Origin of the sequence: Marinovum algicola, assembly GCF_900109145.1 — a bacterium.
GTDB lineage: Bacteria > Pseudomonadota > Alphaproteobacteria > Rhodobacterales > Rhodobacteraceae > Marinovum > Marinovum algicola.
Genome location: NZ_FNYY01000039.1, coordinates 1 through 13,787 on the forward strand (window position 1 = coordinate 1; position 13,787 = coordinate 13,787).

Genomic DNA, 13,787 nt, shown 5'->3' on the forward strand with positions numbered 1-13,787 from the left:
ACCGACGACATCATACTTCAGTACCTCGAACTACATGGAAAACATGATGCTACCGGCGTCAGCCGGTAGTGGTTCACTATCTGAATTCACACATGATCAGGTCCCCGCAAAGCGCAGCGAACCTGTCCGGACGTGATAGATGCGGAGAGCCGCGAAGACCAACCTGCCCAGCCGTCAACTTGTTTCGCAGGGCGATCTCATACATGTTTTTGCGAGATGGCGGGTGGCAGGGGATTTGACGAGAAACACCGCTAAGCCGCGTCGCCAGAAGCCAGGTCGCCGAGCGGGCAGACAGGTCGCAGCGAGTGAGAAGTGAGGCCAACTGCCAGTGTTATACAGTTAAAGAGGGTGTTAAAGAGTTACGCGCTCCTTTGGTTCCTTACATAATATTGTAAACATTGGAATAATTCCTTTTTTTCACTTCGGTTCGGTTCCCAGAGGGGCGAATCCTGGTTCCCAGAGGGGCGAATTTGTGGTTCCTAGAGGGGCGAATCTTGGTTCCCAGAAGGGCGAATCCTTTTCGGTACTTATCCACAGGGAGCTCGATGTGATCCGGTTCCTAGATCGACGAAAAATATCCAAGCGTTCTGGTTCCCAGATCGACGAATCTAAGCTAGCGTGACCGCATGGGAAACTTGCTGCCAGATCGCCATCCGAACCGGGACTTTTTCATTCTCGATGTGTCAGATGCTGCCCCGAAGGACGACATGGCCTCGATGGAGCATCCTGTCTTCTCGCTGTCGGTCAAACCGGACATGCGCGAACTGGAGTACGAGCATGACGGAAAGCGCGTCGTGGTGGTCCCGAGCGGCAAGGGGTTGGCCACGATCATGGACAAGGACATCCTGCTCTACTGCATCAGCAAGCTGGTGCATCAGCTCAATGCCGGCGAGGAGATCACCCCATGGGTCGAACTCAGCGCGCATGAGGCTATGGTAGCCACAAACTGGCGCACCAACCGGGAAAGCTACCAGAGGTTCGAGGATGCGCTGGACCGCCTGCGCGGCACGACGATCAAGACCAACATCCGGACGGGGGAGCACACCCAGGTGCGGGGCTTCGGGCTGATCGACGAATACGAGATCACACGGCGTGACGAGAGGGGGGAGATCGGCCCCTTCGGCCGCATGACCCAGGTTCGGATCAAGGTCTCGGATTGGACCTTCAAAGCGGTGGAAAGCATGGAAGTGCTGACCATAAACCCCAAGTATTTCCGGCTGAGACGCCCGCTTGAACGGCGAATTTATGAACTCGCCCGCAAACATGTCGGCGACCAGGGCCGCCCCTTCCGTATCGGCCTCGACAAGTTGCAGAAAAAGGTGGGCAGCAACTCGCCGGAAAAGAAGTTCAAGTTCTTCCTCAAGCAGATCGCCCAGGATGAACACATTCCCGACTACGATATCGCGCTCGATGATCGCATCGTGACCTTTAAGGCAAAGAAGTCGAAGGGCTTCACACGAGGGCAGAGCATGATGGCGTTCGGTATTCCTGGCACGCCCTCCCCTACCCTTCTTAACAAGGCACGACGCACCGCTCCCGGGCTCGACATCTACGTTCTCTACGAGGAGTGGCGCAACTACATGGAGAGCCTGGGTGAGCCCCCCAAGAACTTCGACGCGGCCTTCCTCGGCTTCTGCAAGAAACGGGCAATATCCCGGAAATGATGCAGTCGGCTCGGTGACCTGCTCCCCGTGGAGGCCGCGTTTATAAGTTAGCTCTGTTCAGGTTTGGTCCTCTTCTGAAATTCCCCACATGTACGGTCCGGTGATCAGCCAGGTTCAGTGATCTGCTGCTCCATCTTTTACATTTGGTGATCGTCCGCGGCGCCGCGGCTGTGCGACCGGGTGCGCGCTTGGGGATATCGGTCACGCGATTCAGGCCTATGCACATTCCGAACGCTGTTCCGTGGTCCGAGACTTCTGCGGTCACGGCATAGGTTAAGTCTTTCACGATTCGCCAAACATCCTGAATTTCGGTCAAGCAGGCTCAGGCCCGGAACTGCGGGAGGGTATGGTCTTCACCGTCGAGCCGATGATCAACCTGGGACGCGCCGACGTGAAGATGCTTGCAGACGACTGGACAGCAGTGACGCGGGACAAGTCCCTTTCGGCGCAGTTCGAGCACTCGATCGGCGTGACATCGGACGGTTTCGAGATCTTCACCCTCTCGCCCACGGGACTTCATGCGCCCGGGGTCACGCTTCAAACCGTGCCTGCATAGCGGACCTTCGACGCTGCTGCGGACTCGGTCAATCCGGGGCTCTGAGCGCACATATGCCTGCCATGGCGGCGCGTCATGAGGCTCCAATGACGTCCACCGGTCGCGGCCCTGCCAGCCTGACTTCCAGCCAGCCTATATGCCGCGCACGGTGAGCCACGTCCCTACCGCCACACCGCGCGGTGTCCGAGTGCGTAGCGGCGTGTCATAAGCCGCTGACGTCGGTCCAGTTGCCGTTCTTCCGGATGATCTCGATGATCTGTTGATACTGGCTGCCTTCCCGGAAGGTCGGGTAGGGCTCGACACTCTCGCCGGCGATGTCCTTCACGAATAGCCGCGCGAGGTAGTGCCAGCACTGCTCGGTCTCGCCTTTCACGTCCGGAACCTGGGCCTCGATATCGGCCGGCAGGGCCTGCTCACGCCACTCCTGGCCATCGTTGAGATAGAGTGCGCCGCTGCCGTAATGCCCCTTGATGTAGATCGCGCCCTCGGTGCCGTAGACCACGATGTGATCCTCGTGGAACCGCGGCACCAGACCGCCGTGCTTGAACAGCACCGAAACCGGCTTGTCGGCCATCGGGCTCTCGAGCTGGGCCATCACGGTGTAGGACCATTCGACGTTGCTCTCGCCCCACTTGAGCGAGGGATCGTCCAGATCCTTCGGAATGAAGCTTCGCCGCGTGGCGAAGTTGTGCACGCCCTCGACGATGGGCGCGCGCCCGAGGTCGTCGCGCACCTCGCCTGCGACGTTCAGGATCGTCTCGCCCACCAGCGTGCAGGCAATCGACAGGGTATGCGTGAAATTGTTGTTGAGCCTGCCGCCACCATCCTCCTTGCGATGTGACCAGCCGAAAGGGATGTCCCGCTCGAGGTTGAAATGCGAGATGCATTCGATCTCGGTCGGCTCACCAATGGCCCCCTCGGCCACCAGCCGCTTGGCATGCAGCACCCCCGGCGCATAGCGAAAGCTCGCGGCATAGGCGGTCTTCACGCCCTTTGCCTCGGCCAGTTCATTCAGTTCGACCGCCGTATCGGCGCGGTCGGTCATCGGCTTGTCGCAGAACACGTGACAGCCCGCGGCGATGGCCTGCTTGATCGGCTCGTAATGCGCGCCACCCGGCGTGGCGATCGACACAATATCCGGCTTGCAGTCGTCCAGCGCCTGCTGCCAGTCGGTGCCGGCATAGGGAATGCCCATTTTCTCGGCCACCTCCTTGACCACATGCGGGGTGCGGCCGACGATGCCGACCACTTCGGCCCCCGCACCGCGGAAGGCATCGGCGTGACCTTGCCCGGCAAAGCCGGTTCCGGAAATCAGGACTTTCAACATGGGATCCTACGTCTGATGGGAAAGATTGGCGCCCGGCGCGGAGCAACATCGCCCTGCGCCGGTGGTGGCCAGCCTGCAGGCTGACGCTCATAAGGCGGCGGTCATGACCTCGCTGATACCATCGAAGCCGCAACCGGCGTGATCAGCGGGTCCGGCCTTTTCCCCACATGTCGATATCGCTGCCGAGCTCCTGCTTGAGACGCTCGGACGCATCAGAGAGGCGCTTGAGCACCGAAGCGTCGAGCTGGACGTCCAGCAATTTCTTCAGCCCTCGGCTTTGGGCGCCGTTCCGGGTGCCGACGATCACGCCGCCGACCGCGGGGCGGGACTTGAGCCAGCCGATGGCGAGTTCTTCCATCGACAGACCGGTCTCGTCGACCAGCGTCCAGAGCACGTCGAGCAGCTCTTGCCCGGCCTCCTCGGCGCCTTCTTCCTTGTGAACCGCCTCGGCCCATTTGCGGTGGTCGAACATCCGGGTGCGGGCGCGGTCCACGGGGAAGTCGTCAAGCGACTTGTACTTGCCGGCCAAGAGCCCCTGCATCAGCGAGGAATAACACATGATCGGCACATCGGCCGCCTCGCACTTGGGCTGCACCTCGAACTCGATGGCGCGGAAGAACAGGTGGTAGGGCAGCTGATTGACGGAGATCTCGCCCAGGTCCGTGGCTGCGTCGATGTCTTGGCTGCCGAAGTTCGAGACGCCGTACCAGCGGATCTTGCCCGCCTCCTTCAGTTTCTTCAATGCGCCGATGCTGTCAGCCAGCGGCACGTCGCGGTTGGGCCAGTGCAACATGTAGAGGTCGATGTAGTCGGTCCCGAGGTTCTGGAGGCTGCGGTCGCAGGCCTCGATCACCTTCTCGGGGGCCAGGTTCTCGCGGCCGACCTTCGACGAGATCACGATCTCGTCCCGCTTGTCGCCGAGGGCCTTGTTGAGCAACTGTTCGGAATAGCCGGCGCCATACGCCTCGGCGGTGTCGAAGAAGTTGATGCCGACGTCGAAGGCGGCGCGCAGGGCCTCGATCGAGTCGGATTCCTCCTGCGCGCCAAAGGCGCCGGCGCCCCCCATGCAGCCATAGACGAGGGGAGTGGTTACGAGGTCGGTCTTGCCGAAGCGTTGTGTCACGGTCAGGTCTTTCATTCTGAGAGTCCTCCTTTTGAGTTGGGGTTCACCAGCTCCACAGCGTGCCGTCTTCCAGCCGGCTGACCGGCAGGTAGGAGCGCTTGTAGGGGTGTCTGGCGGCGGCCTCTTCGTCGAAGTCGACCCCGAGGCCGGGGCTGTCGCCGACATGGATCATGCCGTTTTCGAGCGTCAGGTCGTGCGAGAAGACCTCGGCCGAGGCCTCCGAGCCGAATCCGACGAATTCCTGGATGCCGAAATTGGGGGCCCAGATGCCCAGATGCGCCTGTGCGGCGTAGCATGCTGGCGAGAGGTCCGGCGCGCCATGCGGCGCGATGCGGACGTGAAATAGCGCGGCGAAATCGGCGATGCGGCGCATCGCGGTGATGCCGCCGGCGTGGGTGGTGGCGCAGCGAATATAGTCGATCCACTGGTTCTGGATCATCTCCTTGCAGTCCCAGATGGTGTTGTAGATCTCGCCGATGGCCAGCGGCGTGGTGGTGTGGTCGCGGATCACCCGGTAGCTGTCCTGGTTCTCGGCGGCGACCGCGTCCTCGAGGAACAGCAGGTCGTAGGGCTCGAGCATCTTGCCGAGCCGCGCCGCTTCGATCGGGGTCAGGCGGCTGTGCACGTCATGGCAAAGCGCGACCTCGTCGCCCAAGCGGGCGCGGGCCTCGCGAAACAGCGCCTCGATCGCGTTCATGTACTTGCGCGTCGACCACGGTTCTTCCGGGGGCAGGGGGCGGCTCGATTGCTGTTCGAAGTAGTCCTTCTGTCCGCGCAGCACGCCATAGCTGGCGTCGAGCCCGGGCACCGCCGTCTGCAGGCGGACGGCCGTGAACCCCTGCGCGATCAGCGCCTCGGCCTTGTCGAGCGTATCCGCGACCGTCTCGCCGGTGGCATGGGCATAGGTGGTCACGGCCTTGCGGCTCTTGCCGCCGAGCAGCTCATAGACCGGCAGGCCGGCGGCCTTGCCCTTGATATCCCACAGCGCCACGTCGACCCCGGCGATGGCGGCCATGTTGATCGGCCCCTTGCGCCAGTAGACGCCCTTGTAGAGGTACTGCCAGATATCCTCGATCTGATGCGCGTTGCGGCCGATCAGGCAGGGGGCGACGTGTTCGCGCAGGTAGGTGGCGACGGCCTGTTCGCGGCCGTTCACGGTGGCGTCGCCGATGCCGTAGAGGCCGCTTTCGGTGACGATCTTCACGGTCACGAAATTGCGGCCGGGGCTCGAGACGATCACCCGGACGTCGGTGATGGTCAGGTCTTGTGTCTTGCTCATGGTGCATTTCCCTGGCCGCGCGGGTGCCACGGCCGTCTTGTTCGCTGTGGTCATGGGTCAGGCGTAGATCTCGGCGATCAGCGCCTTGAGATGGGCGAGGTCCCTGGCGAGGAAGGGCAGCACGTCGTCGCCCATCCGCTGGCCATGCTTGCCGGCCTGCTGGCTGTATTCGGCAGGCATGCAGAAGGTGCCCGCAACCCCGGTGCGCTGCAGTTCCGTGACCAGGGCGCGCCAGTTATAGCCGCCGTGGTCGTGGGTCGTCCAATGCACGGCGTATTCGGCTTCCAGCTCGGGGCCATTGGCGCGCAGGTGGCAGGCGCTCTTGAAGTTGACCAGCCCGTTCATGTGCGGCCGCGCGATATCCACCGCCATCGCCACCGGCTCGCCGTCGACGGCGCAATGGCCCATGTCGAGCACGGCGCAGACCTGTTTCGGATCGTAGCCGTCCAGCAGATGCGCCAGCCCGACGGCGCTGCCGATCATGGTGCCGTAGTGGTTCTGCACGCCGATGGCGACGTTGTTGCGCTCCAGCGCCGGCAGCAGCGCGTCGAAGCGGCGGCGGTAGTCGTCGACCGAGGCGCGGTAGCCTTTGGCGAGGTCGATGGGCGCGCAGATGCGAATGATGCCGACACCGGCCGCGCCGCAGGCCTCGATGGTGGCCTCGTCGATCTCGCCGGCGATGCTGGGGGTCTTCAGCCCGTGATCCTCGAGCAGCCGGACCGCCTTGGGCAGATCGGAGGCGACGTTTTCCGGCACAACCTGGTAGCCCGGGCGCACCGCCAGTTCGACGCCCTCGAAGCCCATCCCGGCCAGCTTGTCTGCCAGCTCGGGCAGCGGGTCGGTCCAGGGTTTGGTGAATACGGTGATCAGCGGTTTCGCCATCGGGTCACACGTCCTTTGAATACTGAGGGGGAGGAGGGGAAGGGCCTCAGCCCTTCAGCCCCGTGGTTGCGATGCCGTCGATCAGCTTGCGCTGGAAGATGAAGAACACGATGAACATCGGCACCAGTGACAGCAGCGACATGGCAAGCATCGCGCCCCAGGTGCTGGCCCCGCGCGAGGCCTGCAGCAGGCGGAGGCCCTGTGGCACCGTGTAGTTCTCGATCGACGTCAGGTAGATCAGCGGCGTCAGGAAGTCTTCGTAGGTCCACAGGAAGGTGAACACCGCCGTGGTCACCAGCGCCGGCGTCAGCAGCGGCAGGATGATCGAGAAGTAGATCCGGATCGGTCCCGCCCCGTCGATCGCCGCGGCCTCGTCCAGTTCGCGCGGGATGCCGCGGATGAACTGGATCATCAAAAAGACAAAGAAGGCCTCGACCGCCAGGAACTTGGGCGTGACGATCGGCAATATGGTGTTGATCCAGCCCAAGTGGTTGAACAGGATGTACTGCGGGATCAGCGAGGCATGCATCGGCAGCATGATGGTCATCATCATCAGCGCGAACAGCGGCGCCTTGAAGCTGAAGTTCAGCCGCGCGAAGGCATAGGCCACGAAGGAGCACGACAGCACGTTGCCGATCACCGCGATGGTGGCGATGACAAAGCTGTTGGCGAAGAACACCTTGAAGGGCGCGGCCACCCCGGCCCAGCCGTGGGCGTAATTCTGCCATTCGAAGTGCCGGGGAATGATGCTCGTGTCCGAGAAGATGATGTTCGACGGCTTCAGCGAGCTCACCGCCAGCCAGACCAGCGGGTAGAGCATGACCAGCGCGAACAGGATCAGGAAGCCGTGGGTGATCAGCTTGGACCGGGCCTTGGACTTCGCGGTGGTCTGGTTGATGTCGGAGGTCATCTCGTGCGTCTCTGCAATGGTCATGTCGGTTACCCCTCGTCGCCGTAGTGGACCCAGTATTTCGCGCTCAGGAAGGACACCGTGGTGGCCAGCCCGATGATCGCCACCAGCACCCAGGCGATGGCCGAGGCATAGCCCATCTCGAAATCGGTGAAGGCCTGCTCGTAGAGATAGAGCGTGTAGAACAGCGTGGAATCCGCCGGCCCGCCGGTGCCGTCCGAGATGATGTAGGAGGGCGTGAAGGCCTGGAAGGCGCCGATGGTCTGCATCACGAAGTTGAAGAAAATGATCGGCGTCAGCAGCGGCACGGTGACGTAGAAGAACTGCTGCACCGGACGCGCGCCATCGATCGCGGCGGCATCGTACATGTCCTGCGGGATCTGCTTGAGCCCGGCGAGAAAGATCACCATCGGCGCGCCGAATTGCCATGCGGCCAGCAGCACCAGCGTGCCGAGCGCATAGTCCGGGTTGGTGATCCACGACGGCGCGTCATAGCCGAACCAGCTCCAGAGAAACTGGTTGATGATGCCGTCGTAGGAAAAGATCTGGCGCCACATCAGCGCCACCGCCACGCTGCCGCCCAGCAGCGAGGGCAGGTAGAAGACCGAGCGGTAGAAGCCAAGGCCGCGCAGTCCGCGGTTGAGGATCAGCGCGATAAACAGCGCGAAGCCCAGTTTCAGCGGCACCGAGAACAGCACGTAGTACAGCGTCACCTTGAGCGAGGCGAGATAGCGCGGATCGGCTCCCAGCCGGGCGTAGTTCTCCAGCCCTGCCCAGGTCGGCGCGTTGAACAGGTCGTAATCGGTGAACGACAGGTACAATGAGCCCAGCATCGGCCCCAGTGTCAGCACGAGGAAGCCGACGATCCACGGCGACAGGAACAGGAAGGCCACGCCATTCTGTTTCTTCGAAAGGTTCTGTGTCTTGCTCATGGGGGCCATGCCTTTTCTTGAGCCAAAGGGTGCCCACCGCGCGCTGCGCGGCGTCGGTGTGGCGGGGCAGGCTGTGACGCCCGCCCCGACCGGGAGGATTTACGACTTGAGCGCTTTCAGCTTGCCGTCGATCTCGGCAGTCAGCGAGTTGCCGGCTTCCAGCGGGGTCATGTCGCCGAAAGCCACGGCCTCGTTGTGGCGACGGAAGATGCCGCCAAGACCACCGACGCCGGGACGCCGCGAGGGCGCGGGCTCTTCGCGCAGCATCCGCAGATACGCGACGATCTTCTTCTCGTTTTCCGTACCGGTCGAGCCGAACTTCTCGAGCCCTGCGGTCGAGGCCGGGATCATGCCGCTGCCGGTGTAGTAGAGATCGACGCCTTCGGGATCGAAGTGCATGAAGCGGATGATGTCGACGCAAAGGTCCTTGTTCTCGGCCTTGGTCCAGATGCCTGTCGAGTTGCCGGCGTAATCATAGTGGTGCTGCTTCATCTCACCGCCTTCGAAGCCGTTGGGCAGCATCATCAGCTCGAGCGGGCCATCCATCAGCGCGCCGATGCCGATGAAGCTGTCGGTGGTCTGCACCAGCATGGCCGAGCGTCCGCGCACGATGCCCAGCGAGGCCGAGTTGTCGCCGGCCTGGGCCTGGACGTCGGCGGGCGGGGCGCCGCCGGCCTGGCGCATGTCTTCCCAGTACTGGAACCACTTGGCCATGTCCTCGCCGTTGAAGCCGATTGTGTGCTCCGGCGTGAACAGCGCCTTGCCGCCGACCCGCAGGAAGATGTCGCAGGCCAGGTTGTTGCCGCCGCCGTCTTCAATGCCCCAGAAGCCACGGCCGTGCTCCTTGCCGAGCGCCACGGCGGTCTCGTGCAGCTTCTCCCAGGTGTAGAACTGGTCGGGGACGGCGACGCCGACCTCTTCGAACTTGGCCGGATTGAAGAAGATCGCGGTGGCGATGGCGTCATTGGGCATGGCGTACATTTCGCCATCGTAGGTGCAGGAGAAGACGCTGCCTTCCTGATAGTTCGACACGTCCAGCGGATCGGGGATCCACTTGGTCAGAGGCGTCAGCACGCCGCGCGCGGCGTATTCGGCCAGCAGGTCGACGTTGACGCTGAACATGTCGGGCGCGTTGCCGCCGGCGGCCTCGGTGGCGAGCTTGTCGGTGAAGGCGCGGTAGCTCGAGAACTCGGGGATGATCTCGACGTTCGGGTTCTTGGCCTCATAAGCCTTGAGCACCTTGAGCGTGGTGGCGAGTTGCTCTTCGGATTCGACGAAGCCGCTGAAGCGGATTTTGGTCTTGCCCTGTGCCAGCGCGCCGCCGGCGACGACGGTCATGGCAAAGCCGCCGATGGCGGCCGAGCCGGTCTTCAGGAAACTTCTGCGTGATTGCGATGCGGTCATGTCTTCCTCCCAAGATACCGATCAGATCGTGCGGCCGACGCTTCGGATCTTGGCGATTCGAGGCGGCCCACGAGGTGACGATAGTAAAACGTTACACCGATGTCGAATAAAATTACTGACTGGTAGATTGCGGCGCATGAGGCGCCGCCAAAGCGGTTGCAATTGACTGGCGGGGTCGGGAGAGGCGGCGATCATGATGTTGATAACGCTAATATATTAAGGGTTTTCGATCACTTTTGTCATCGAGACTGACCAAGAACCCGCCAACCATATTTTCCGCCGCAGTGCCTAAAAATTTTTCTACTTGAGAATTTTTTCTGGCGTCTCAGTTTCAGTGCGGCGTATTGTATGTAACGTATTACCAACTGACTCGAGGCGCGGAACGCAGCTGCGCCCGATGGGGCGCGACCCGGTATGAAAAGCGTGGGAATGGACGATGGCAGGGATAAAGGATGTGGCGAAGAGGGCCGGTGTTTCGGTCAGCACCGTCTCGAATGTCATCAACGGGCGTCATGCCAAGATGGGCGCGCGCACCCTGCGACGGGTGCAGGAGGCGATCGACGACCTCAGCTACACCCCCAACGCGGTCGCGCGGCAGCTGAAGTCCGGGCAGATCAAGACCCTCGGGCTGGTGGTGCCATCGGTCGCCAATCCGTTCTGGGGCAACGCATCTCAGCTGATCGAGAAAGCGGCGCTCAAACGTGGCTATCAGGTGCTGATCTGCAATGCCGAGCGTGAACCGGAGCTGGAGGCGACCTATTTCTCGTCGCTCTATGCCTCGTCGATCCGCGGCACCATCCTCGGGTCGTCGCCGGTGTCGTTCGATCACCTGAGAGAGCACGCAAGGAACGGCATGCACATCGGTGCCTTCGACCGGACGACCCAGGGCGCCGAAGGGGTGGTGACCTGTTCGGTGAGCGTTGATCAGTCACTTGGGGCGCGGCTTGCGACGCGTCACCTGATCGGTCTGGGGCACAGGCGGATCGGCTTCATCTCCGGACCCATCGGCACCTCGAGCCGGACCGCCCGGCTGGAGGGCATGCGGCAGGAGTTGGAAAAGGCAGGCCTGACCCCGGATCCCGACCTGGTCTGGCTGGCGACCAATGCGACAGGCTTCGGCGACAGCCAGGCCGCCGAGCTTGGCCGCACGGGCATTCGCGAGTTGCTGACTCTGGACGACCCGCCCACGGCGGTGTTCACCGTCAACGACATGTATGCCATCGGCGCCTGCTCGGGGGCGCGCGAGCTTGGTTTTCGGGTGCCCGAGGACCTGTCGGTCGTCGGCTTCGACGACATCATCATGGCCAAGGTGATGGAGCCGCCTCTGACCACGATCCGCCAACCGGTCGAGCAGATGGCCGAGCTCATCGTCAAAAAGCTGATCGCCACCCTGGAGGGGACCGAGACCACCGACGATGCGCATGTCGTACTGCGCCCTGAGCTGATTGTGCGCAGCTCCACCGCCGCACCGCCGGCGCCAAACGCTCAGGAAAAGGATTGATTGAAATGACGCCTGACAAGGGCCTGACGGGCCGCAACATCCTGATCGCAGGAGCCACCAGCGGCATGGGCCGCGCCACCGCCAGAGACGCCGCGCGGGCCGGGGCCGGCCTCGTGCTTCTTGGCAGGGACCGGGTGCGGCTGGACGAGGTCGTGCACGAGGCGTCGGACCTTGGTGCCGGCAGCGTGCTCGGTATCCAGGCGGACGCGGCCGATGCGCCTGCGCTCTCCGAGGCGCTGCAGGGACACGCGGCGGCGCTGAGCGACATCGACACGCTGGTCAATTCGGTCGGCGTCAATATCGTCGACCGGGCCTTCGTCAATCTGTCCGCCGACAGCTGGGCGTCGATGATCGCCACCAACCTCAATGCCGCCTTCAACCTCGCGAAGGTCATGGTGCCGGTGTTCCGCGCGCGCGGCGGAGGGCTGTTGATCAACATCTCGTCGACCGCAGCGCGCAAGCCCGACCCCTCGGGCGCCGCCTACCAAGCGACCAAGGCGGGCGTCATGGCGATGACCCACGCGATCATGGAGGAGGAATGGCAGCACGGCATCCGGGCCACGGTGATCCTTCCGGGCATGACCGAGACGCCGCTGCTGGAGAAACGGCCCACGCCCCCGACCGAGGAGATGCGGGCAAAAGCGCTTCAACCCGAAGACATCGCCGAGGCCTGCATGTTCGTGATGTGCCTGCCGGAACGGGCGCATGTCTCGGAGCTGATGATTCAGCCGGCAAAACGGTGACTCCATTGCAAACAGGTGACACAGACATGACCAAACAGGCCAGCCCGGCGTTCGACACCCGTCCGAGGGTCGCTGTCCTGATGCCTGCGGAAGTCCGGTCTCGGATCTTTCCCCAACAGGCCGAAGGTGCGCTGAACGCCTTCGCCCACCCGGTTTTCGTCAGCGACGAGGACCTCGTTTCCGGCGCGCTCGCCAACGCCCTGCGGGATGTCACCGCGGTCATCACCGGATGGCTCAGTCCGACGCTGTCGCATCTGCTTGCGCCGCAGGGGGACATTGTCTTTGTCTCCCATGCCGCCGGATCCGTAAAACGCCTCGACGTGGAGCAGGCGCTGGTCGACGGGCACATCCGGGTCAGCCATTCAGCGCCGGAAATCGCCCTAGCCGTGGCCGAGTTCACCTTGGCGCAGATCCTTGCCCATCTGCGTCTGCACACCCGGCAGGATGCCGGGTTGCGCGGCACGATGGGCTGGGCCGAGATGCGCAAGGGCTATCTGGGCCAGCTTCTTGCGGCACAGACCGTCGGGCTGGTCGGGCTGGGCTATGTCGGACGCCTCGTGCTCGACCGGTTGCGCCCGTTTGGCTGCAAGGTGGCGGTCTATGATCCGTTCATCAGCACGGAAGAGGCCGAGCGGCTGGGCGTGACGCTCATGGAGCTCGATACGCTGTTCGCCAGCTGCCCGGTGGTCAGCCTGCACGCCGCGAACCTGCCCGCCACCGAAGGCATGATCACGCGCAGCCACCTGCACGCGATGGTCGACGGTAGCCTGCTGGTCAACACCGCCCGGGCCGGGCTCTTGGAAACGGGCGCGCTGGTCGAGGAACTGCAACAGGGGCGGATCTTTGCGGCCATCGACACCTTCGAAGTCGAACCATTGCCTGACGATGATCCGCTGCGGCGGATGCCGAATGTGTATCTCTCGCCGCATTGCGCCGGCCACACCCGCGAAAGCTATGTCCGACAGGGGCTTTCGGCAGTCGAAGAGGTGCGTCGATTCTTCGCCGGCGAGCCGCTGAACCAGGAAATTCGTCGCGAAAAGGCGGCCGCGCTCGCGTGAGGCGACGGCGTCCGGCGAAAACAGTCACAGGGAAAGGGGAATAACATGGCCTCGGTAGAAATCACCGGTCTCAAGAAGAACTTCGGCGCGGTCGAGGTGATCCACGGCGTCGACCTGCAGATCGAGGACGGCGAATTCGTGGCGCTTGTCGGTCCGTCGGGCTGCGGCAAGTCGACCCTGCTGCGGATCATCTCGGGGCTCGAGCCCGCCTCGGGCGGCGAGGTCAGGATCGACGGCAATGTCGTCAATCACCTCAACCCGCGCGAACGCAATATCGCCATGGTGTTCCAGAACTATGCGCTCTACCCGCACATGAGCGTGGCCAAGAACATGGGGTTCAACCTGAAGCTCTCAGGGATGAAACGCGGTGACATCGACGTGAAGGTCTCGGAGGTCGCCAAGCTGCTG

General features: G+C 63.0%; 12 protein-coding genes and 1 pseudogene. 6 read left to right on the forward strand and 7 right to left on the reverse strand.

The features are described 5' to 3' along the window. The first annotated feature begins 626 nt into the window (after positions 1-626). Entirely contained in the window at positions 627-1,664 is a 1,038-nt protein-coding gene (locus tag BMW90_RS25190) for a replication initiator protein A (RefSeq protein WP_074840424.1), read from the forward strand. Between the two features lie 158 nt (positions 1,665-1,822). Then, positions 1,823-2,220: pseudogene (locus tag BMW90_RS25195) on the forward strand (M24 family metallopeptidase); the annotation flags it as partial. A gap of 202 nt (positions 2,221-2,422) precedes the next feature. Here the strand turns inward: BMW90_RS25195 and BMW90_RS25200 are convergent. The 7 genes from BMW90_RS25200 to BMW90_RS25230 all read right to left on the reverse strand — a co-directional run bounded on the left by BMW90_RS25200 (position 2,423) and on the right by BMW90_RS25230 (position 10,077). Then, positions 2,423-3,547, reverse strand: coding sequence for a Gfo/Idh/MocA family protein (locus BMW90_RS25200; RefSeq protein WP_074840427.1), 1,125 nt, complete (start codon positions 3,545-3,547; stop codon positions 2,423-2,425). A gap of 142 nt (positions 3,548-3,689) precedes the next feature. After that, positions 3,690-4,685 carry an aldo/keto reductase gene (locus BMW90_RS25205; RefSeq protein WP_074840429.1) on the reverse strand — a complete coding sequence of 332 codons (996 nt, stop codon included), beginning with the start codon at positions 4,683-4,685 and terminating at the stop codon, positions 3,690-3,692. A 28-nt stretch (positions 4,686-4,713) separates the two neighbouring features. Next, positions 4,714-5,949: a D-mannonate dehydratase ManD gene (gene manD, locus BMW90_RS25210; RefSeq protein WP_211569038.1), complete on the reverse strand. Its 1,236-nt coding sequence runs from the start codon at positions 5,947-5,949 to the stop codon at positions 4,714-4,716. Between the two features lie 57 nt (positions 5,950-6,006). Continuing rightward, positions 6,007-6,831 carry a sugar phosphate isomerase/epimerase family protein gene (locus BMW90_RS25215; RefSeq protein ID WP_074840432.1) on the reverse strand — a complete coding sequence of 275 codons (825 nt, stop codon included), beginning with the start codon at positions 6,829-6,831 and terminating at the stop codon, positions 6,007-6,009. A gap of 46 nt (positions 6,832-6,877) precedes the next feature. Further along, the gene (locus tag BMW90_RS25220; RefSeq protein WP_074840434.1) at positions 6,878-7,765 is read right to left on the reverse strand and encodes a carbohydrate ABC transporter permease; all 888 of its coding nucleotides are present in this window, start codon (positions 7,763-7,765) and stop codon (positions 6,878-6,880) included. A 5-nt stretch (positions 7,766-7,770) separates the two neighbouring features. Beyond that, positions 7,771-8,673, reverse strand: a complete 903-nt coding sequence (locus BMW90_RS25225; protein ID WP_074840436.1) for a carbohydrate ABC transporter permease — start codon at positions 8,671-8,673, stop codon at positions 7,771-7,773. 99 nt (positions 8,674-8,772) lie between these two features. Further along, positions 8,773-10,077 carry an ABC transporter substrate-binding protein gene (locus BMW90_RS25230; RefSeq protein WP_074840438.1) on the reverse strand — a complete coding sequence of 435 codons (1,305 nt, stop codon included), beginning with the start codon at positions 10,075-10,077 and terminating at the stop codon, positions 8,773-8,775. Between the two features lie 454 nt (positions 10,078-10,531). On the opposite strand from BMW90_RS25230, the gene BMW90_RS25235 reads away from it, so the two are divergent. The 4 genes from BMW90_RS25235 to BMW90_RS25250 form a co-directional block, all read left to right on the forward strand. Next, positions 10,532-11,578 (forward strand): LacI family DNA-binding transcriptional regulator, encoded by a 1,047-nt coding sequence (locus BMW90_RS25235; RefSeq protein WP_211569040.1) that lies wholly within the window; start codon positions 10,532-10,534, stop codon positions 11,576-11,578. 5 nt (positions 11,579-11,583) lie between these two features. Then, positions 11,584-12,321 (forward strand): SDR family oxidoreductase, encoded by a 738-nt coding sequence (locus tag BMW90_RS25240; RefSeq protein ID WP_074840442.1) that lies wholly within the window; start codon positions 11,584-11,586, stop codon positions 12,319-12,321. Positions 12,322-12,347: 26 nt separating this feature from the next. Continuing rightward, positions 12,348-13,379: a hydroxyacid dehydrogenase gene (locus BMW90_RS25245; protein ID WP_074840444.1), complete on the forward strand. Its 1,032-nt coding sequence runs from the start codon at positions 12,348-12,350 to the stop codon at positions 13,377-13,379. Positions 13,380-13,424: 45 nt separating this feature from the next. Continuing rightward, the coding region (locus BMW90_RS25250; RefSeq protein ID WP_139211552.1) for an ABC transporter ATP-binding protein at positions 13,425-13,787 on the forward strand (363 nt) is incomplete at its 3' end.